Source organism: Corynebacterium sp. HMSC055D05 (assembly GCF_001810365.1).
Taxonomy (GTDB): Bacteria; Actinomycetota; Actinomycetes; order Mycobacteriales; family Mycobacteriaceae; genus Corynebacterium; species Corynebacterium coyleae.
This window is the reverse complement of sequence record NZ_KV801073.1, coordinates 195,851-215,218: the sequence shown is the minus strand read 5'-3', so window position 1 is coordinate 215,218 and position 19,368 is coordinate 195,851. Positions and strand designations below refer to the sequence as shown.

Annotated in this window: 14 protein-coding genes; 11 read left to right on the top strand and 3 right to left on the bottom strand. The window is 61.0% G+C overall.

Annotated features, from left to right (window positions below):
- Positions 1 to 14: 14 nt before the first annotated feature.
- Positions 15 to 3,179, top strand: a complete 3,165-nt coding sequence (ileS, locus tag HMPREF2734_RS06900; protein ID WP_070570079.1) for an isoleucine--tRNA ligase — start codon at positions 15 to 17, stop codon at positions 3,177 to 3,179.
- 74 nt (positions 3,180 to 3,253) lie between these two features.
- On the opposite strand, the gene HMPREF2734_RS06895 is transcribed toward ileS, so the two are convergent.
- Positions 3,254 to 4,417 carry a S1 family peptidase gene (locus HMPREF2734_RS06895; protein ID WP_070570077.1) on the bottom strand — a complete coding sequence of 388 codons (1,164 nt, stop codon included), beginning with the start codon at positions 4,415 to 4,417 and terminating at the stop codon, positions 3,254 to 3,256.
- 217 nt (positions 4,418 to 4,634) lie between these two features.
- Between HMPREF2734_RS06895 and HMPREF2734_RS06890 the strand changes: the two genes are divergently transcribed.
- Positions 4,635 to 5,933 (top strand): HNH endonuclease signature motif containing protein, encoded by a 1,299-nt coding sequence (locus HMPREF2734_RS06890; protein ID WP_070570075.1) that lies wholly within the window; start codon positions 4,635 to 4,637, stop codon positions 5,931 to 5,933.
- 42 nt (positions 5,934 to 5,975) lie between these two features.
- Positions 5,976 to 7,358: a DNA polymerase IV gene (locus tag HMPREF2734_RS06885; protein ID WP_070450902.1), complete on the top strand. Its 1,383-nt coding sequence runs from the start codon at positions 5,976 to 5,978 to the stop codon at positions 7,356 to 7,358.
- On the opposite strand, the gene HMPREF2734_RS06880 is transcribed toward HMPREF2734_RS06885, so the two are convergent.
- Positions 7,347 to 8,240: an asparaginase gene (locus HMPREF2734_RS06880; RefSeq protein ID WP_070570226.1), complete on the bottom strand. Its 894-nt coding sequence runs from the start codon at positions 8,238 to 8,240 to the stop codon at positions 7,347 to 7,349. The genes HMPREF2734_RS06885 and HMPREF2734_RS06880 overlap by 12 nt on opposite strands.
- Before the next feature lie 75 nt (positions 8,241 to 8,315).
- On the opposite strand from HMPREF2734_RS06880, the gene HMPREF2734_RS06875 reads away from it, so the two are divergent.
- The gene (locus tag HMPREF2734_RS06875; protein WP_070570073.1) at positions 8,316 to 8,912 is read left to right on the top strand and encodes a WKL family lipoprotein; all 597 of its coding nucleotides are present in this window, start codon (positions 8,316 to 8,318) and stop codon (positions 8,910 to 8,912) included.
- Between the two features lies 1 nt (position 8,913).
- On the opposite strand, the gene HMPREF2734_RS06870 is transcribed toward HMPREF2734_RS06875, so the two are convergent.
- Positions 8,914 to 9,834: a hypothetical protein gene (locus HMPREF2734_RS06870; RefSeq protein WP_083308108.1), complete on the bottom strand. Its 921-nt coding sequence runs from the start codon at positions 9,832 to 9,834 to the stop codon at positions 8,914 to 8,916.
- 63 nt (positions 9,835 to 9,897) lie between these two features.
- Between HMPREF2734_RS06870 and lspA the strand changes: the two genes are divergently transcribed.
- The 7 genes from lspA (at position 9,898) to dnaE (ending at position 19,186) form a co-directional block, all read left to right on the top strand.
- Positions 9,898 to 10,404, top strand: a complete 507-nt coding sequence (gene lspA / locus HMPREF2734_RS06865; RefSeq protein ID WP_070422208.1) for a signal peptidase II — start codon at positions 9,898 to 9,900, stop codon at positions 10,402 to 10,404.
- Complete coding sequence (locus HMPREF2734_RS06860) at positions 10,397 to 11,323, top strand: RluA family pseudouridine synthase (RefSeq protein WP_070422209.1); 927 nt, start codon at positions 10,397 to 10,399, stop codon at positions 11,321 to 11,323. Before lspA ends, HMPREF2734_RS06860 begins: the two co-directional genes overlap by 8 nt.
- Positions 11,304 to 11,822, top strand: coding sequence for a hypothetical protein (locus HMPREF2734_RS06855; protein ID WP_070570071.1), 519 nt, complete (start codon positions 11,304 to 11,306; stop codon positions 11,820 to 11,822). The genes HMPREF2734_RS06860 and HMPREF2734_RS06855 overlap by 20 nt, the downstream gene beginning before the upstream one ends.
- A gap of 38 nt (positions 11,823 to 11,860) precedes the next feature.
- Entirely contained in the window at positions 11,861 to 13,450 is a 1,590-nt protein-coding gene (locus tag HMPREF2734_RS06850) for an efflux RND transporter periplasmic adaptor subunit (protein ID WP_070570069.1), read from the top strand.
- Between the two features lie 162 nt (positions 13,451 to 13,612).
- Entirely contained in the window at positions 13,613 to 14,323 is a 711-nt protein-coding gene (locus tag HMPREF2734_RS06845; protein ID WP_070422382.1) for an ABC transporter ATP-binding protein, read from the top strand.
- Positions 14,324 to 15,592 (top strand): ABC transporter permease, encoded by a 1,269-nt coding sequence (locus HMPREF2734_RS06840; protein ID WP_070570067.1) that lies wholly within the window; start codon positions 14,324 to 14,326, stop codon positions 15,590 to 15,592.
- Between the two features lie 33 nt (positions 15,593 to 15,625).
- On the top strand, positions 15,626 to 19,186 hold the full coding sequence (gene dnaE / locus HMPREF2734_RS06835) for a DNA polymerase III subunit alpha (RefSeq protein ID WP_070570222.1): 3,561 nt from the start codon (positions 15,626 to 15,628) through the stop codon (positions 19,184 to 19,186).
- Positions 19,187 to 19,368 lie beyond the last annotated feature (182 nt).

The following is a 19,368-nucleotide window of genomic DNA, read 5'->3' as shown; positions in this document are numbered from 1 at the left end:
TGTGGAGGAGTGTCATGGTTGGCAACGTCTACCCTAAGGTCGATATGACCGGAGGCAGCGACAAGTTTCCCGAGATGGAACGCGCTGTGCTCGACTACTGGAACAAGGATGAAACGTTCCAGGCATCGCTTGAGCAGCGTGAAGGTTGCGAAGAATACGTGTTCAATGACGGCCCGCCGTTTGCTAACGGTCTGCCGCACTACGGCCACCTGCTGACGGGCTACGTCAAGGACATCGTTCCGCGCTACCGCACGATGACCGGCTTCCATGTGCCGCGTGTGTTCGGCTGGGACTGCCACGGTCTGCCTGCGGAGCTTGAGGCGGAAAAGCAGCTCGGTATCACCGACAAGGCTCAGATCGAGGACATGGGCCTGGAGAAGTTCAACGAATACTGCGCGAAGTCCGTCATGAACTACGCCGGCGAGTGGGAAGAGTACGTCACCCGTCAGGCTCGTTGGGTGGACTTTGAGAACGGCTACAAGACCATGGACCCGGAGTACATGGAATCCGTCATGTGGGCGTTCAAGGAGCTCTACGACAAGGGCTTGATCTACCAGGGCTTCCGTGTGCTGCCGTACTCCTGGGCAGAGCACACGCCGCTGTCCAACCAGGAGACGCGTCTCGACGATTCCTACCGCGACCGCCAGGACCCTACCGTCACCGTCACCATGCCGTTCACCGGCGGGCGCGCCGGCTACGCTGCGGAGAAGACGTGGGCTGAGCACCCTGAACTGCACGATGCGGCTGCGATCGCCTGGACCACCACGCCGTGGACGCTGCCGTCGAACTTGGCGTTGGCGGTTCACCCGGAGGTTGAATACTCGTTGGTGAAGCCGGGGGATGAGGGTGTCGTCGATACGCCATTGCTCTTGGCGACGAACCTGCTCGGCGCATACGCGAAGGAACTCGGCGAGTACGAGGTCATCTCCACGTTCACCGGCGCCCAGCTCGAGGGCCTGGAGTACGAGCCGGTATTCGATTACTTCCGCGATCATGAGAACGCGTTCATGGTGCTTAACGCGGACTACGTCACCACCGAGGACGGCACCGGTGTCGTCCACCAGGCGCCCGCCTTCGGTGAAGACGATATGTTCACCTGCCAGGACTACGGCATCGATTTGGTCATCCCCGTCGACGCCGACGGCAAGTTCACCTCGCTGGTTCCGGACTACGAAGGCAAGTTGGTCTTCGACGCGAACCGCGACATCATCCGCGACCTGCGCGCCAAGGGCCGTGTCGTGCGTGACCAGACCATCGTCCACTCTTACCCGCACTCCTGGCGCTCCGGCGAGCCACTGATCTACATGGCGCTGCCGGCTTGGTTTGTGAAGGTCACGGACATCCGCGACCGCATGGTCGAGCTCAACCAGGAGATCGACTGGATCCCGTCGCACATCCGCGATGGCCAGTTTGGCAAGTGGCTCGAAGGCGCTCGCGATTGGAACATTTCGCGTACCCGCTACTGGGGCTCCCCGGTGCCGGCGTGGGTATCCGATAACCCGGAGTACCCGCGCGTGGATGTCTACGGTTCCCTCGATGAGCTCGAGCGTGACTTCGGTGAGCGCCCCAAGTCGCTGCACCGTCCGCACATTGATGAACTGGTGCGTCCGAACCCGGACGACCCGACCGGTAAGTCCATGATGCGCCGCGTGCCGGACGTTTTGGATTGCTGGTTCGAATCCGGCTCCATGCCGTTTGCGCAGTACCACTACCCGTTTGAGAACCGCGAAGAGCACGACGCTCGTCAACCGGCTGACTTCATCGTCGAGTACTCCGGCCAGACCCGTGGCTGGTTCTACGTCCAGCACGTCCTGTCCACCGCGCTGTTCGATCGTGTCGCCTACAAGAAGGTCGTCGCCCACGGCATTGTGCTTGGTTCCGACGGACAAAAGATGTCCAAGTCGAAGGGCAACTACCCGAACGTCAACGAGGTTTTCGACCGCGACGGCTCCGACGCCATGCGCTGGTTCCTGATGTCCTCGCCGATCCTGCGTGGCGGCAACCTCATCGTCACCGAGCAGGGCATCCGTGAAGGCGTGCGTCAGGCGCTGCTGCCGATCTGGAACGCGTACACGTTCCTGCAGCTGTACTCCTCGGAGGAGGCTCAGTGGTCGGTGGATTCAGACAATGTGCTTGACCGTTACATCTTGGCCAAGACCCACGACTTGGTGGAGGCCGTGGGCGAGGCTCTCGACGACACGCGCATCGCCGATGCTTGCGATGAGGTGCGTCGCTTCGCGGACACCCTGACCAACTGGTACGTGCGTCGCTCCCGTGATCGTTTCTGGGAAGGCCAGGAGGCCCACCCGGAGGCGTTCAATACGCTTTACACGGTGCTTGAAGTCGTGACCCGTACCGTCGCGCCGTTGCTGCCGTACATCTCTGAGGTGATCTGGCGTGGTCTCACCGGCGGCCGTTCGGTGCACCTGACTGACTTCCCGAAGACAGACAACCTGCCGGCGGATGCTGACCTGGTCGCTGCGATGGATGCGACGCGTGCGGTGTGTTCGGCGGCGTCGTCGGTACGCAAGGCGAACAAGCTGCGTAACCGTCTTCCACTGCCGAAGCTCACTGTTGCTCTGCCAGAGGCTGATCTACTTGAGCCGTTCCGCTCCACCATTCGCGACGAAGTGAACGTCAAGGACGTTGAGCTCACCGCGGATGTGGACTCGGCTGGTTCGTTCGAGGTCGTCGTTAATGCGAAGATTGCTGGTCCGAAGCTGGGCAAGGATGTCCAGCGCGCGATCAAGAACGTCAAGGCTGGCAACTATGAGCGTCGTGGCGACGACGTGGTGGTCGACGGAGACATCGTGCTGACTCCGGAGCTCTACACCGAGCGTCTCGTCGCCGAGAACCCGGAGAGCACTGCGCGTGTCGACGCCGACGCCGCCGTCGGCCTCGTCGTCCTGGACACCAACGTCACTGAGGAACTCGAGGCTGAAGGCTGGGCCGCCGATGTCATCCGTGGCCTGCAGGATGCGCGCAAGCGTGAGGGCCTTGAGGTCTCCGATCGCATTGCGGTTGTGCTTGCGGTGCCGGCTGAGAAGGAGGAGTGGGCTCGTCGTCACGCAGAGCACATCGCCGCTGAAACGTTGGCAACCTCCTTCGATGTGGTCACCGAACCAGTCGAAGGCCATGATGTTGTCGACGGTGTGACCGCCACCGTTCGCAAGAATTAGGCGCTGACGGACTATGCCGCTGCATAGTGGATCCTGACCCGGACCACTATGCAGCGGCATAGTGTTTTTAGGGGCTAGCCGTGAAGCGTGAGGCCCCAGTGCTGCATTGCGCCGGCGATTTCCATGCCGCTGGTGAGCGTCTTGTTGTAGTCGCTGCCGTTCGACGTCACCCCTAGTGCCCATGCGTCCGTGCCGTCGAACGCGAAGATCGCGCCTCCGGAATCGCCTCTGTCAGCGATGTTGCGAAACACGAATTGGCCGGCCCTATCTACCTCGACGAATTTGCCGCAGGAGTAGCCAGTGGTGGCACCGAGACGGCAAATGGTCATGTTGCCTTGCCCCGCTTGGGCTGGGGTGATCCAGCCCTTCAATCGGGAATTTACGGGCAGTGCGGAATCCACGTACGGCTTGGCATCGTCGTAAATCTCAATCAGTCCGATGTCGGTGCCGATAAAGCCCGTGTTGTCGCGCTCGTAGAAGGATTCGACCATCTCGCCCACAACCAGTGACCCGCCGTATTGGTCATTGACGTAGAACTGGTCACCCACATCGCCGCAGTGCCCGGCAGTAACGATGAATGTGCGGTTTTCCCGCGACGCGATAAAACCAGTAGAGCAGTAGCTTTTGTTCACGTTGTAAATCTTCGCGCCAGGTACAACCTTGCCCGGAGCCTCGAGAAACAGCCAGTCCTGTTTGTTGTGATAGTAAATGCCCAGGTTGTCGTCCCTGCCGGTTACTCCCGCGCCGTTGTTTCGTGGGTCGATGCGTTGCGGATCCACGGCCTGTGCCTGTGGTTGCTGCGGCTGTGCGTGCTGTCGCTGTGCTTGCCTTGTGGGGCTGGATTCCGATTGCGGGGCGAGAAAGTTCTTGGGAGGGAAATAAAAATTGCTCACTTGGGCGTCGGAGCCGTCGATCGTGCAACGGAATGTGAATTCACCGATGTATTCGTCATTGCTGAGAAAACCGGAGATCTCGCTGTCGAACGTCTGTCCTGTGATTGCGTCAGTGGGCACTTCGTGTGCATAGACCGTTAGGGCGTCGTAGGCAACGCCGTCGGCGGTGGACGCGTTTCTGGCGGCGTTCTGACATAATTCGGCGACCTCAGTCGGTGTCAGTTTGGTCTCGGGAGCATCGGCGGCGATATCTTCTGCACCGGAACAGGCAGTGAGCGCAGTGAGCGTGGTCGCGGATGCGAGCGCTAGCGAGATTAACGTTCGGATGATCTTCACAGATGTCATGGTGACACATCGTGGCGACGAATGTGTCGACTATGCAGCGGCATAGTTTTTCGAACAAAGAACCGCCGTCTGCTCCAAACTATGCAGCGGCATAGTGAAAAAGCTGCGCAGCCAAGGTGGGGGAATGGCCTCTTTGAGTAGATTTGAGGAAAACTATTGACTCGAACACGCATGCGATATATAAAGGTGTCAATGTTTGTAAACAAGGGGTGTGAACATGACAGTTGCAGTGAGCCAGTGGGTGGCTGATCGAACGAATGATTTGTCGGCAGAGGTGCTCGAAGACCGGATTAAGGTCAACCACCTTTCGGCCAATCACCATCGTGCGCGGATGCTTGAAGCAGTCGGGCAGTTCGATGAGCAGGATCTCGCGTCGCAGTATGGGGAGAAGTCGACCGCGACGTGGTTGCGTAGGGAACTCAACCTGCCCGAACCGACGGCTTTTGAGTATGTGCGGGTTGCCCGGGGCCTGCGCAGGTATCGCCGGTTATTCGAGGCGTTTGAGTCTGGGGTGATGCCGTATTCGACGGTTCGTTTTCTCCTGCAGTTTCTGGACGAGCAAAACGAAGAGGAGCTTGTCGCTCTTGCGTTGTCTCTGGCGTTTTCGGACCTGAAACTTGTGCTCGCCGGTGCCGGGCCGAAAGACGATGAGCCGACCGAGCCCTTCGCCCGGGCCAGAGAGTGCGACGATGGCATGCTTGCGTTCGAGGCCCGTCTTCCCGCCGTGGCTGGGCAGAAACTTCTGACCGCGCTGAAAATGGCGCAGTTGGCCAGTTTTGGTCTGGAGGACGTCGATCCGGAGGATCTCAACGATCCTGAAAAGGTGCAACTGCTTATCGACGACGCCACCAACGCCAAGGATGCTGTCGCCTCTGAGCAGGATCGCGAACCACGGAAACGGACAAAGATCACCGCCGAAGACATCGCGAAGACGGTTTCGCGCTACGGGCCTCCGGAGAAACAGGACGTTTACGCAGCGTTGCTGGCCATGGTGGATATGGTGCGGGCTCACCCGATTAGTCCGCTTCGTAGCCCCGGTGTGCAGGTTAATCTCATGGTGAATCAGGGCGGGGGCTGTTGGATGCCCGAAAACCGTGCCGCACGGTCAGAGGATGTGCGAAGCTACCTCGCCAACGCGGTGGTGCGGCTGCACTTGATGGACAAACATGGGCTGACCATCAACGTCGGCCGTGCGCAGCGGTTCGCCACTGATGGCCAGGTGCAGGCGTTGCTAGCAACGTGGGGGTATCAATGTGCCATGCCTGGGTGCTCGCATCGCCGGTTTATTGAGATCCACCACATCCGAGAATGGGAGCATGGTGGCTCGACCAACATGGATAACCTCATTCCACTGTGCTCGAGTTGTCACTCGCAGGTTAGCCACGGGACGATCATAATTGAAAGCAGGGGAACCGACCTGTTCTTCACGTTTAACGATGGTGCGCGGTTTGTTTCCCGCGGGCGAGGGTTGCCGCGTCGCCTGGATTTCATCACGGGTACCTCATTCGATGAATGACGAAATTGGAACTCGGCGGTAGCGGTGGTGCACAGTGGTGGCATGACTCGCTGGGTGCTGCATATCGACATGGACGCGTTCTACGCGTCATGTGAGCAGCTCACCCGTCCCACGCTGAAAGGGCGGCCAGTGCTCGTTGCGGGTGTGACCGGCCGCGGGGTCGTGGCGGGCGCCAGTTACGAGGCAAGAAAGTATGGGGCGCGCTCCGCCATGCCAACACACCGGGCGGCACGTCTGGTGGGGCCAAAAGCAGTTCTTGTGGCACCCCGGCGGGCGGTGTACACGACCGCGTCGAGGCGAGTGTTCGAGGTGATTAGCAAGCACGTTGATGTGGTGGAGCAACTGTCCATCGATGAAGCCTTCATGGAGCCAGCTGAGCTCATTGGTGCTACCCCTGACGAGGTGCGTGAGTGGGCGAACCAGTTGCGCGCGGAGATCAAGGAGGAGACTGGCTTGCCGAGCTCGATCGGAGCTGGGTCGGGCAAGCAATACGCCAAGATTGGTTCGGGCCGCGCGAAACCGGACGGAGTGTTTGTCATCCCGCATGAAGAACAGTTAGAGATCCTGCATCCGATGCCGGTCAATGAGTTGTGGGGTGTGGGGCCGGTGACGGAGGCGAAGTTAGCGTCGGCGGGGATCGAGACGATTGGGGATTTGGCGGCGCTGACCGAGAAAGAACTCGATATCGCGATTGGTGGTGCGGTGGGCAAGCAGCTGTGGTGGCTTGCTCGCGGTGTGGATGAGCGGCCGGTTGCCCCGCGTGCTGTGGCGAAGCAGATCTCCTCCGAGCACACCTACCCGAACGATTTAACCCAGCCGTCGGAGGTAGACACTGCGCTGGAACGTGCGGCAGCGGATTCGCATCGACGGTTGCTCAAGGACGGGAGAGGGGCTCGCACGGTGACAGTGAAGCTGCGGATGGCGGACTTTCGCATCGAATCCCGCTCGGCGACCCTGCCGTATGCAACCGACGATGCGGAAACCCTGCTCGCAACGGCGTTTCGACTGGTGCGTTACCCGGACGAAGTCGGGCCAATCAGGCTTGTGGGGGTGTCGTATTCGGGCCTGGAGGATGCGCTGCAGGATGTGTTGTTTCCGGAGTTGGATCAGGAGATTGTGAAGCCGGCGCCGGTGGCGGAGGACTACGAAACTGGGGTGAGTGATCATGCCGCACCGGCTGGACTCGAGGTGGTCTCAGAGATGGGAGACACGCCAGGGCAGTGGCGCGCTACACAAGATGTATTTCACCCTGAGTTTGGGCACGGTTGGGTGCAAGGGGCCGGCAAAGGGTGGGTCACGGTGCGGTTTGAAACGCGCGCGACGGGGCCTGGCAGGGTCAAGAGCTTGCGTAGCGACGACCCCGCGCTCGTCCCGGCCGACCCCGTCGATTCGTTGGCGTGGGAGGACTGGCTGTCAGAGCAGTGAGCTGGGATTCACACCGGTGGCCAGGGCGGTGAGCAGTGCGATACGAGCTTGGCCGGGGGAGAGATGGCCGGCGGGCAGCGCGCCGAGGTCGCCGAGGGTAGAGCCGCCACCTGCGCCGCCGTAGGCGAAGGTCACTGCACCGTAGGGGGCAGAAGTGGCAATCACTACGGGGATGCCGCGGCGCAGCATGTCGCGAAGTGCTTCGCCGGTGCCGTCGGAGACGTTGCCGGCGCCGAGAGCCTCGACAACGACGCCGTCGGGGGACTTCGAGGCGACAAGATGTGCAACGGTGCCGTCGTCACCCGGCCACGCACGCAGGATCGGCACGAACAAGCCATCCAATGGCGCAGCGGGGACAGGCATAGGTCGGCGCAGTGAAACGGGGACGTCGAAGGCGTCCAGATCGGTAGTGTGCCGCTTGCGTAGGCCGCGTGCAGGCAAGGTTATGCCACCGAAGTGAACGAAGGCGCCACCGCCGCGTTGGGTGGCGGCCACCTCGATCGCGCCACGCAGGTTCGCGGGCCCGTCAGGGTGGGGATGATCGGCGGAGCGCATCGCACCGGTCAACACGACGGGCCGTTCATCGCGGTGGACGAGGTCTAACGCGAGGGCGGTTTCTGCCATGGAGTCGGTGCCGTGGGTGATGACGAGGCCGGTGAGGGTGTCGTCGTGAAGCAATGCGCTAGTGAGCGCACGAAGGCGGTCGATGTCGGCGAGCCCCATTGACGACGAATCCAGACTCGCGATCTCCCGAGTTTGCACGTCACGGGTTGTTTTGCTGCGGGCGACAAGTTCGTCGGCGGACAGGGTGGGCACCAGTGCGCCGGAGACATCGGCGGTGGAGGCGATGGTGCCTCCGGTGGAGACAACGTAGACGGTCATGTGCACCAGAGTGCCAGAAATGGGCTTCAGTGCAGTAACGTTGAGCAAGTCAATCAAGGTATGCAAGGAGAACACGTGAAAGCACAGCGATTTGCTGCGGCACTTGCAGCGGCCAGCCTCGCGCTGGGTCTGACCGCCTGCTCGGGCGAGTCCGACAACACGGAGAACACCACCACCGCAGCCGAACAGGCAAGCGCATCCGACGCAGCGCCCGTGGCAGAAATGCCCACCGCAGAAGAGCTCAACGCAGTCCTGCAGCGCGCTGCCGACCCGAACCTGCCCATCGCAGAACGCGCGAACACCGTCCAGGGTGGCGAAACCACGCCGGAACTGTTCGATCTGATGACCCAGTCTCAGCAGGAATCAGGCGCGAACTTCCAGGTGGTCAACCCGGTGTTGCCGGGCTACACCACCAACTCGGTGTTGGCGACGGTGAACTTCACCCGACCGGACGCGGAATCGCAGCTGGCTGAGGATGTGGAGTTTGTGTACGAGGAGGGCCACTGGAAGATCTCGCAAAGCTGGGCGTGCTTCCTGGTCAGCAACACCTTGCCGCCGGAGCAGGTGCCGGACATGTGCAACACCGGCGCACCGGCCGCACCGGCCGCACCGGCTGAGGCCCCGGCCGAAGCCCCAGCCGAGCAGGCGCCTCCGGCAGCTCCTGGCCTGTAAGTTAAGCGCCGTACCGCACAGCCCGCGTGATGTCTTGGACCACGCGGGTTGTTTGCTCCCCACCGGAGTACACCAGGTGGGTTGTCGCTTCCACCTCGCCTGACACTGGCAACGGGCGGGAGAAATCGACGGTGATGTGCCCCTTCGACGTGGTGGAAGAGGACTCCACCTCGATGTGCTGGCCGTTGAGGTCCCCGGCGGCATCGGCGTCGATCGTCATGTCCTTTTCCGAGGGGCGTTCCTCGATGTCGACGGCGAGGTCAACGGTGGAATCGGTAAGCGACTCGACAGTGTAGGTGGTGGTGCGCAACATCGTGTTGTCGCCGGCGACTCGGTTTTCCACCTTCCACACGCCACCCTCACCGATTGGTTCGGTGGGGAACACGACGTTTTGGGTGATCAGCGCCAGCAGGGCGGGCTCCACATGCTGCAGGCCGCGCTCCGGTGCTTCCGGTGGGGCGAGCAGTTTGATGGTGGAGATCTTCCCAGAGTCGTCGCCACGCCAGCTCATGCGGAAGCCTTCAGTGGCGGCGACGTCCTGGCCGATGTCCAGGTTGGAGTGTTTGCCGGAGCCGACGGTGAAGTCGATTCGTCGAGAAGCAGCTGCTTCTCCCTCGCCGGGTTCAGGTGCGTCACCAACCGAGATGTCCAGCGGCAACGTCGTGATCGCCACATCGCCGCCCCGGACCTGATCGCCCACTGTCTGCGCGACACCGGACGAGACCGCAACCGTGGTGGACCAGGGCTCGGCGTTCTCGGTGTACGACAACACGCGAGCATGTTCGCCCGTATCGACGACAGTGACACCCGGCTCGTCCACAGGGAACGCGGGCACGCCCTCGATCAGGTCTTCCTCGCCCGCGCATGCGGTGAGGGACAGTGACAAAGCAACGGCGGCAACGGCGGCAGTTAAACGAGACATCTTTAAGAACGTACCGCACGGCATACGCAGGGGTAGCGTCCGAGGCGCTAAGGTGGGACGGCGATGGAACAGGCAACGAAACCCCGCTCGACACCCCGCTACCTTGGTGTCGTGATCGCTGTGATGCTCATCGTGGCGGCGCTGGACCAGCTCCTGAAAATCATCATGGTCGCATGGCTGGAACCCGGAGTGCCCCACCCAGTGATCGGAGATTGGTTCCGCTTCTACCTGCTGTTTAACCCGGGCGCCGCATTTTCAATGGGGCAGAATTCGACGTGGTTATTCACCACCCTCCAACTTGCGTTTGTCATTGGTGCGCTGTGGTTTGGTCCTCGCATGTCCACACGTTGGGAGGCGTTTGGTCTAGCGCTGGTCGCAGGTGGCGCACTGGGCAACCTGTGCGACAGGTTGTTCCGTGAGCCTGGATTCTGGTTCGGACATGTGGTGGACTACATCTCCGTAGGCAGTTTCGCGGTGTTTAACCTGGCCGATGCTGCTATTACGGTCGGTGTGGTGGTGTTTGTCGTGGCCACCTTTGTTGCAGAGCGGAAGGGGGACAACGATGGGTAAGTTCCGGGCGCTTCCAGTGCCGGAAGGGCTGGACGGGATGCGTGTCGATGCTGCGATGTCGAAGCTGTTCGGTGTCTCCCGTGCCGTCGCCGCAGAAATTGCCGCGAACGGTGACGTGCTTGTTAATGGCACTGCTGCACAGAAATCGGAACGAGTCCACACAGGCGCCATGCTGGAGGTCACGCTGCCCGAGCCGAAGCGGGCGCCGCAGCCGGTCACCGAACTCGTTGAAGGTCTGGAGATCCTGTACAAGGATGCCGACGTCATCGCGGTGGATAAGCCTGTGGGCGTGGCGGCGCATCCGACCCTGGGCTGGGAAGGCCCCGATGTGGTCGGTGGGTTGCAAGCCATGGGATTCACGCTTCCCGATGCCGGCCCGCCGGAGCGCAAGGGCATCGTGCAGCGTCTCGACGTCGGCACATCCGGCGTCATGATCGTTGCCGCAAGCGTGCCCGCTTACTCCGCGTTGAAACGCGCCTTTAAAGAACGCACCGTGGACAAGACCTATAACGCGTTGGTGCAGGGGCTGCCGGACCCGACAGTCGGCACAATTGATGCACCGATCGGACGCCACCCTTCCGCTGGGTGGAAGTTTGCCGTCACGCAGGACGGCCGGCCGAGCGTGACCCACTACGAGGTAATTGAAGCGTTCCGCCGGGCGAGTCTCATCGAGGTGCACCTAGAAACGGGCCGGACCCACCAGATCAGAGTGCATATGTCCTCGGTGGGCCATCCCTGCGTGGGAGATCCGATGTATGGGTCGGACCCGACTCTGTCGAAGCAACTCGGGTTGAAGCGCCAGTGGCTGCATGCCACCAGCCTTGGGTTCGTCCACCCGCGTACCGGTGAATATATGGAGGTCACCTCCGAGTATCCGGAGGACCTTCGTGTGGCGCTTGATGCGGTCCGTAACGGGTAGGCGGGTCGTCGCAACGCTGCTTGCAGCTGTTGTTGCGCTCTCAGCGTTGTGGGCGATTGGCGTTGCGACGCCACCACTGCCATCTGTGCTGCAAGGCGACACCCTCGGGCCCGAAGACGGGGAAGAGAACTACAAGCAACGCGCCGACGACACCTTGCGTGCCGCCGACGCCCCCGCGTTCGCGCTTGTGACGTTCGATACAGCATTATCTGCTCACGATGCTGCGGTGACGGTTGCGCCGGCGCGCCGGGCGAGTGCTCTGGTCGCGGACGGCGGAGCGCCTATCGCGGTTGGTGAACCGCCGGCGGGGCAGCTACGTGACGAAATCTTCCAGCAAGCAACCACGCAGCCAATTGACGCAGTGATCGTTTACGGTTCAGGCGATGAACTCCGCGCAGTTTCCGAACAGCCAGCTGTTTTCGCCGTGGAAGTATTGCCTTCTGATGCTGTGTGGGGAGCGTTTGCATTGACCCGAAACGTCTCTGGGGGCCGTGTATAGTTTGCGGAGTTATATGCCTGCTACCGGGAGGAGACCCCTTGGCTTCCGAGACCAATCACTCGACCGCACGTCGCCGGCTGACACGCGTGAGCCTGGCAATTGTCACGTCGTCCGCACTGCTGCTCGGCGCGTGCGGATTCGGTGGCGATGGCAACGGCGAAGGCGAAGGTGACGGGCTGCAGCCCGGCGATTACACCGTCGTGTCCCAGGAAGGCGTCTCTGACAGTGTTGTCGTCTCCGGCAAGATTGAGCCGGTGCGCACGGTCAACATCACCTCCGCGGTGCAGTCTGAGGTAAAGAATGTTGCAGTGAAGGCTGGCGATAGGGTCCAGGCGCAGCAGTTCCTCGTTGCCATGAATACCGAGGAGCTGGAGCGCCAGTTGGCGGTCCAGCAAAAGCAGCAGGCGAACGCGCAGGCTGATGCGCAGGCCAACGTGCAGCAGGCGCAGCAGCAGCTGAACGCGTATCAGGCAAGCATCAATAACGGGACGCACCCGGCGATTGCTGCTGCTCAAGCGCAGGTCGACCAGGCGCAGGCGGCTTATAACGAAGCTGTTGCTGCAGAGGGTGGCCCGCGCTTGATCAACCGCGGCATGGCGGCTGTGGAGCAGATGGCGGGTCAGATCTCTTCGCTTGGCAATGCGACGGCAAAGCCGGGTGTTCCAGCACCACCGGCACAGCCGGCACAACCGGCACCGCAAGCTCCGGCGCAGCTCGCTGGTGGTTCGTTGAGCAAGCAGGAGGCTCAGGCGGCGCTGCAGCAGGCTCAGGCGGAACTTGAGTCCGCACGTGCGCAGGCGGCGCAGGAACGTGACCAGTTGCAGGCGCAGGTGAGCTCCGCTACCCGTCAGGCCGAGTCGGCGCAGCTTGGCGAGGGCGACGGCACCCTCGAATACCAAGTCCGTGAAGGCACCGTGTACGCCCCGATCGCGGGATTGGTGACCGAGGTTTCCGTGCACGAAGGCGACATCCCGCAAGGCAAATTGCTCAGTATTGCCGACGATTCCTCCCTGGTCATCCGGGCAGACGTCCGTGAGTCGGACGTGCCAAACATCTCTGTCGGGGACCGGGTTGATTTCACGTCGACCGCAACTGGCAAGAAGCAGTTCAAGGGCAAGGTCACGCGCATTGCGCCGGCCGCGAGCGGTTCTGGTTCTGCTGAGGTTCCTGGCATGGCGATGGGCGGCGGCGGATCGCAAAATTCGAGCGAGGTGACGTTCCCGGTCGAGATCGAAATCACCGGCGACAAGGAAGGTCTGCTGCTGGGTGGTACCGCGCGTGCGGAGATCATTACCGCTGAGGCGAAGGACGCGCTCAACGTCCCGCTCGACGCCGTGTATGAGGAGGACGGCAAGAAGAAGATTCTCGTCATGGCAACCGAGGGCGAAGATGCGACCTCTGGCAAGGTCGAGGAACGCATCGTGAAAACCGGTGCGTCCAACGACGTCGACATTGCCATTACGGGCGGCGACCTCAAGGCTGGCGATATTGTCGTGAACTGGCCGGACGAGTACCGCGAGCGTATTGGGGAGACCGTTGAGATCAACGACCCGAACTTCGACCCGGAGAAGGTCCGCGAGGCTCGCGAAGGCAAGAAGAAGCAGGACGGCGAGAAGGAGCAGCCGTAAGTGTTTCGCAGGAAAAAGCGTCCGCTTGACGACGACACCCTGACCGACACGACAGACACCCACGACCAGTTCTTCCTCGACGGCGAAGAAGACCCAGCCGATGAAGACGAACCGGTAGTTGAAACTGTCCCGGTGGAGGAAGTCGTCGATACGCAGCCGCGCATGGAGAACACCGGCAGGTTGATCGACATGCGCCGGATCGTGAAGACGTACAACGTTGGCGAGCCGAGCGAACTGACCGTACTGCACGGCGTGGATTTCTACGCTGAACAGGGCGAATTTGTTTCTATCGTGGGTCCTTCGGGCTGCGGTAAATCGACGTTGATGAACCTAATCGGCATGCTTGATCGCCCCACGGAAGGGGCATACGCGTTTAACGGCGAACCTGTGTACGCGAAGCAGGACAAGGAACTGGCGCATTACCGCAGCCAAAACATCGGATTCATTTTTCAGAACTTCAACCTCGTTGGCCGCATCGACGCGCTGCAGAACGTGGCCATGCCGATGATGTACGCCGGTGTGCCGAAGCGCGAGCGCGAGGAGCGCGCCGCCGAACTGCTGGATCGCATGGGCATGGGGGATCGGTTGCACCACAACCCCAACGAACTTTCGGGTGGCCAGAAGCAGCGTGTGGCAATCGCACGCAGCCTGGCCAATGACCCAGGGCTGCTGCTTGCCGACGAGCCCACGGGTGCCCTGGATTCCAAAACCGGACGCATGGTCATGGATCTGTTCCACGAACTCAACCAGGAACTGGGCAAAGCCATCGTGTTTATTACCCACAACCCGGAGTTGGCTGAAGAAACCGGCCGGATCGTGGAAATGATGGACGGAAAAATCGCTCGTGTGCGCCAGCCGGGTGGGGTGAACTAGGTGAATATTCGCGAATCGCTACGGTTGGCGCTGTCCAGCCTGAATACCAACAAGTTGCGCTCGCTGCTGACGCTTTTGGGCATCATCATCGGCATCATGGCCGTGATCATCATCATGACGTTGGGCCGTGCCCTCGAGAACGATGTGATGGGTGGTCTGGAAGACGCCGGCACGACCACGTACCCGGTGATGGTGCACGAACGCGCGGAAGAAGGCGAGAAATCCGAGGACCCGTTTGCGGCGTTTGATCTTGCCCCGCCGACAAACGAGAACGATGCTGTCACGTTTGATCAGCTCAACGAGCTGCAAGCGTCGTTCGGCGACCGCGTGCAAGGCATCGATCTGGAGCTTTCCGGCGGTGGTGACGCACAGGTCGGGGACAACACTTCAAGTGTGTCGATCTACCCGTCGCTTGCGAGTTCGCTCGACATGCGTGGCCTGAAGGTTCAGTACGGTCGCGGGTTGGATCAAGACATCATTGATAGTGGTCGCCCCGTTGCCGTTGTGTCGCCAGAGCTGGTCGAGGCGTTGTTCGACAACGATCCGAGCAAGGCGCTCGGCTCCCGCTTCGACCTCATCATCGATGGCAAGCCGGCGGTGTTCACCATCATCGGTGTGCTGGAAAAATCGGAGAGCCAGCCCATGTTCGGGGAAACCGCGTTTGCGGACGCCTACATTCCGGTCACGGCCGCGGGCAGGGTTGGCTTGGAGGCGGACTGGGTGTCGTCGTTTAGCGTGCGTGCTGCTGTGGATGAGGACCCGGAAGTGTTCCGCGCAGACCTGCAAACGTACCTGGATCGCATGTACGCCGGTAACGACAACTACGAGGCCGAGGTGTTCGATATCTCAGCGAGCCTCGAAGGCTTGACGACGATCTTCCGCACCCTGTCGACCGTGCTCTCCGCAATCGGCGGCATCTCGCTCCTCGTCGGCGGTATCGGCGTGATGAACATCATGCTGATCACGGTTACTGAACGCACCCGCGAAATCGGCGTGCGTAAAGCGCTCGGCGCAACCCACAATGATATTCGTGTCCAGTTCATCGTCGAGGCGATGCTGGTGTGCCTCATCGGCGGCGTCATTGGCGTCATCCTAGGTGGCGCTGTCGGCATGATCGCCAGCTCGGCGCTTTTGGAAATGACATGGCCACCGATCGGAGCCGTGGTGTTCGCGCTGCTGTTCTCGCTGGCGACCGGTGTGTTCTTCGGCGCATACCCTGCGTCGAAGGCCGCGAAGATGCAGCCCATCGACGCGCTGCGCTACGAATAATTCGGACTTGCGTAGCCGTCTAAGATGAGCCGCATGGCCAAAAAATCCTCCTTCGTTCATCTTCATAACCACACCGAGTTCTCCATGTTGGACGGCATGGCAAAGGTGGACTTGCTGGCTGAGGAGGTGTCCCGCCAGGGCATGCCAGCAGTCGGCATGACCGACCACGGCAACATGTTCGGCTCCAATGCGTTTTACCGTCGCATGGTCGATGCTGGTGTGAAGCCGATCATCGGCATTGAGTCTTACATGGCACCGGACTCTCGTTTTAATAAGAAGCGTGTGCTGTGGGGTACGCCGGATCAAAAGCGTGACGATGTCTCCGCGTCCGGCGCATACCTCCACCAGACCATGCTCGCCGAGAACGCGACGGGTCTGCGCAACCTGTTCAAGCTGAGCTCCCTTGCGTCGTACGAGGGACAGTTGGGTAAGTGGCCTCGCATGGATGCGGAACTTATCGCCGAGCATGCTGACGGCATTATCGCGACCACTGGCTGCCCGTCCGGTGACGTGCAAACTCGCCTGCGTCTAGGCCAGTTTGACGCCGCGTTGGAGGCTGCGGCGATGTGGCAGGACATCTACGGCAAGGACAACTACTTCCTTGAACTGATGGACCACGGGTTGCACATCGAACGCCGCGTGCGCGACGACCTGTTGCGCATCGGAGAGATGCTTGAACTGCCGCCGCTGGTGACCAACGACTGCCACTACGTCCTCGAATCCCAGGCGCCCGCGCACGAGGCAATGCTGTGTGTCCAGACAGGCAAGACGCTGCTGGATCCGGACCGCTTCAAGTTTGATGGCTCCGGCTACTACATCAAAACTGCCGAACAGATGCGTGAGTTGTGGGACTCCACCGTGCCTGACGGGTGCGACAACACCCTGTGGATCGCGGAGCGTGTCGGCGACTACAGCGAGTTGTGGGAGGAACACCCGCACGATCGCATGCCGATCGCGGACGTTCCGGAGGGACACACCCCGACGACGTGGCTGCGTGAGGAGGTTCGCCGCGGACTGTCGGAGCGTTTCAACGGGGGAGAGGTTCCGCAGGAATACACCGAGCGTGCGAATTACGAGATCGACGTCATCGACATGAAGGGCTACCCCTCCTACTTCCTGATCGTTGCGGAGCTGATTAAGCACGCCCGCGAGATCGGCATTCGCGTTGGTCCGGGTCGTGGTTCCGCCGCTGGTTCGTTGGTTGCGTATGCGTTGACCATTACAAATATTGACCCGATGGAGCACGGCCTGCTCTTCGAGCGATTCCTCAACCCGGAGCGTCCGTCCGCACCGGATATCGATATCGACTTCGACGATCGCCGCCGCGGAGAAATGATCACCTACGCCGCCGAGCGTTGGGGCGAGGACAAGATCGCCCAGGTGATCACCTTTGGCACGGTGAAGACAAAGCAGGCCATTAAGGACTCGGCGAAGGTGAACTTCGGCCAGCCGGGCTTCCAGATGGCCGACCGCATCAACGGTGCCCTGCCACCAGCAATTATGGCGAAGGATATTCCGCTGTCCGGCATCACGGACCCGGAGCACGAGCGCTACGCGGAAGCGGCTGAGGTTCGCTCGCTGATCGAGACAGATCCGGATGTGGCCAAGATCTATGAAACCGCCCGTGGACTTGAAGGCGTTGTGCGCCAAGCAGGTGTGCACGCATGTGCGGTGATTATGGCGTCGGTGCCACTCATGGAGCACATTCCGATGTGGAAGCGTCCTGCCGACGGGGCGATCATCACGGGTTGGGATTACCCGGCGTGTGAGGCCATCGGCCTGTTGAAGATGGACTTCCTGGGGTTGCGCAACCTCACGGTGCTCGGTGACGCGCTGGAAAACGTGGAGAAGAACCGCGGCGAGACCATCGACCTTGAAGCCTTGGACACCGACGACGAGGCGGTGTACGAGTTGCTGTCTCGTGGCGACACCCTTGGTGTGTTCCAGCTCGACTCCGGAGGTATGCAGGAGCTTCTCAAGCGTATGAAGCCGACGGGCTTTAACGATATTGTCGCCTCGCTCGCTCTGTACCGTCCGGGCCCGATGGGTGTGAACGCTCACTGGGACTACGCCGACCGCAAGAATGGGCGCAAGCCGATCACTCCGATTCACCCGGAGCTTGAGGAGCCGCTGCGCGAGATTCTCGACGAAACCTACGGCCTGATCGTCTACCAAGAGCAGATCATGAACATCTCGCAGAAGGTAGCCAACTACACGGCTGGTCAGGCAGACGGCTTCCGTAAAGCCATGGGTAAGAAGAAGCCGGAGGTGCTGGCGAAGGAGTACGAGACGTTTTCTGCCGGCATGTTTGAAAACGGCTACTCCAAGGAAGCCGTCGATGCACTGTGGGGAACGATTGAGCCGTTCGCGTCGTACGCGTTTAACAAGTCGCACGCCGCAGGCTATGCGTTGGTGTCGTACTGGACTGCCTACATGAAGGCGAATTACGCCGCCGAGTACATGGCCGCGCTGCTGACCTCTGTGGGTGACAAGAAGGACAAGTCCGCGATCTACCTGTCGGATTGCCGCCACCTGGGCATCAGCGTGCTGCAGCCAGATATCAACGAGTCTGAAGAGAACTTCATGGCTGTCGGCAAAGACATCCGTTACGGACTTGCGGCTGTGCGAAACGTCGGCGCGGAAGTGGTGGAGTCCATCAAAGAGACCCGCAAGTCCAAGGGGCACTTCACCAGCTTCTCTGACTACCTGGACAAGATCGATCTCCTTCCGTGCAACAAGCGCATCACGGAATCGCTGATCAAGGCAGGCGCGTTCGATTCTTTGGGTCACCCGCGTAAGGGCTTGATGCTAATCCAAGAAGACGCGGTGGACTCAGTCTTGGCGACGAAGAAAGCCGCCGACAAGGGCCAATTCGACCTCTTCGCGGGCCTTGGTGGCGAGGACGGTTCCGCGAACTCTGCGTTTGCCATCGAAGTACCTGAAGACGAATGGGACCGTAAGCACAAACTCGCCCTCGAGCGCGAAATGCTTGGCCTATACGTGTCCGGGCACCCGCTTGATGGGTACGAGGAAGCCATCGATGCACAGACCGATACGCAGCTCACCACCATCCTGTCCGGTGAACTGCGTAACGGCGCAGAGGTCACCATCGGTGGGTTGATTTCGAATGTGGACCGACGCTTCTCTAAGAAGGACGGTTCCCCCTGGGCGATTGTGACCATCGAGGATCACCACGGCGCACAGGTGGATGTGCTGCTCTTCAACAAGGTGTACGCGCTCGTCGCTCCGCAAATTGTGGAGGACAACATCATTTTGGTCAGAGCACATGTCTCAATTCGCGACGAGCGTATGAGCTTGTTTGGCGACGACGTCAAAGTCCCCGAACTTGGCCCCGGCAACGGTGCTGGCCTGCCGCTCCGTCTAACGCTGCGGACGGACCAGTGCACCATCGACAACATTTCGAAACTCAAGGGAGTGCTGTCGAACAACCCAGGCGACTCAGACGTCTATCTCAACCTGGTCAACGGCGAACACAGTCAACTGATGATCCTCGGCGACCATCTGCGAGTGCACCGTTCTGCGAGCCTGATGGGTGATCTCAAGGCAACCCTGGGTGCGGGGATCTTGGGCTAGGGGAAACTATGCCGCTGCATAGTGTGCGCGTTTGGGGCTCGTGCGGTGGTGACTATGCCGCTGCATAGTCGGCTTCGGTGATTCTCTGCGGGCGTACCGCGCCGCGAGCTTGTCGGGTGACGCCTTGGGAGCCGGGATGCTGGGAGAGGGCGGACTATGCCGCTGCATAGTCGGCGCAGCTA